The organism is Streptomyces sp. NPDC059900 (assembly GCF_050270335.1).
Taxonomy (GTDB): domain Bacteria; phylum Actinomycetota; class Actinomycetes; order Streptomycetales; family Streptomycetaceae; genus Streptomyces.
In genome coordinates this window covers 1-1,878 of the sequence record NZ_JBNNJZ010000725.1, presented here as the reverse complement: position 1 = coordinate 1,878, position 1,878 = coordinate 1, and the positions used below count along the sequence as shown (strand labels likewise).

The 1,878-nt window shown below is 73.2% G+C and carries 1 protein-coding gene; it reads right to left on the bottom strand.

What is annotated here, in order from left to right; all coding sequences use genetic code 11:
- A partial coding sequence (locus ACQKIP_RS42755; protein WP_427745481.1) for a condensation domain-containing protein occupies window positions 1-1,878 on the bottom strand: 1,878 nt, incomplete at both ends.

The following is a 1,878-nucleotide window of genomic DNA, read 5'->3' as shown; positions in this document are numbered from 1 at the left end:
AAGTCGGAGGGGGTGTGGCCGCCGGCGGCCGGGTCGGCCGTGGTGTGAGCGGCCAGTCCCGCCAGCAGATCCAGCCAGCCGAGCCCCAGCCGGTCGGCGTCGGCCGCGTCCAGCAGTCCGCTGGGCCAGGCCAGCGACAGCGACAACTCCGGTCCGTGCGGGGTGTCCTGGACCAGAGCGCCGGCCTCCAGCGCGTGCCGCGCCGGCATGCCCGGATCTACCGCGCCGCCCAGCGCCGACTCGCCGACCGGCTCCCACGCGGCGGGCGGTCCGCCGGAGTCACCGGCGGGGAAGCGGCCGAGGTAGTTGAATCCGATCTGCGGGGCGGGCAGCCCGGCGAGTACGGGTGCGGTCACGGGGTTCGAGTAGCGCAGCAACTCAAAACCGAGCCCGTCCCCGGACGCGGCCTTGGTCTGCTCCTTCACCGTCTTGAGCAGGGTGCCTGCCGCAGGCCCGCCCTTCCGCGCGCGGGCCGGGCCGGTAGTGCCGACACGCAGCCGGACGGGGCGCGTACTGGCGAACCAGCCCACGGTCCGCGACAGATCCACGGTGTCGTGCAGCTGCTCCCGGCCGTGCCCCTCGACGTCGACGAGAACGCCGGCTCCGTACTCCGGCCGCCAGTGCGCCACCGCCCCGGCCAGGGCCGCGAGCAGCACCTCGTGCACGCCGCAGTGGAAGACGGCCGGAGTGCGGGCGACGAGCGTCTCGGCCGTGGCGGCCGGCACCAGCCAGCGGCGCCGGACCGTGGTCCGCTCGGTGTCCTGCGCGGGATCAAGGGGGCGCCGTCCCAGTAGCGGCTCGCCGGCGGCCAGGAGCTGCTTCCAGGCCGGGAGTTCCGCCGTCCGGTGCTCGCTGACGGCCTCGGCGGACAGTAGCTGGGACCAACGACGGAACGATGTACCCACCGGGTCCAGGACCGGCTGTCGGCCGCCGACCGCCGCCTCGCAGGCGGCCCGCAGATCCGGCAGCAGGATCCGCCACGACACCCCGTCCACGGCGAGATGATGCACGACGACCACCAGGCGGCCCACCCGCTCGGGCCCGGCGTCCAACCACACCACCTGCACCATCACTCCGGCGCCCGGATCCAGCCGCCCTACCGCCGCCTCGGCCCGAGCGGTCACCAGCGCGTCCAGCGCCCCCACCGGCACGTTTGCCGCGTCCACGCGGGATACCAGTTCTGCGGCGTCGATCGAGCCCGGCTCCGGCACCACCAGCTTCGACTCGGCGGCCACCAGCCGGGCGCGGAGCATGTCGTGCACGTCCAGCACAGCGGCCACCCCGCCGGTCAGCGCCTCAAGACCCAGCTCCGGCGGCGCACCGACCACCATCCACTGCGCGAAACCGGCCTCGGAGACAGCACTGCCAAGCGAACGCATCACCGGAGTGAAAGCAATCTCCCCCACCCCGGACGCATCCACCACCAACGCCTCACGCTCCGCCCCGGCGACAACGCGCGCCAGACCCGCCGGAGTACGCTCCTCGAACACCTGACGCGGCGACACCACCCAACCCGCACGCCGCACCCGCGCCGCCAACTGCATCGACATAATCGAATCGCCACCCAGCCGGAAGAAATCGTCATCCACCCCCACCCCGCCCGCACCCAACACCTCGGCGAACAAAGCGCACAGGACTTCCTCCACCGGCGTTGACGGCATACGACCTGGCTCGCGCACAACATCGGGCGCCGGCAACGCCGCCTTGTCGACCTTGCCGTTGGGCGTGAGGGGCAGGGCGTCCAGGATCGTGACCGTGGCGGGGACCATGTGGTCGGGGAGGCGGGTGGCGGCGAACTCCCGTATGACGGTGGGGTCCAGGGCGGTCGCGCACACCGTGTAAGCGGCGAGGCGGTCGTCGCGGGCGATGACGGTGGCC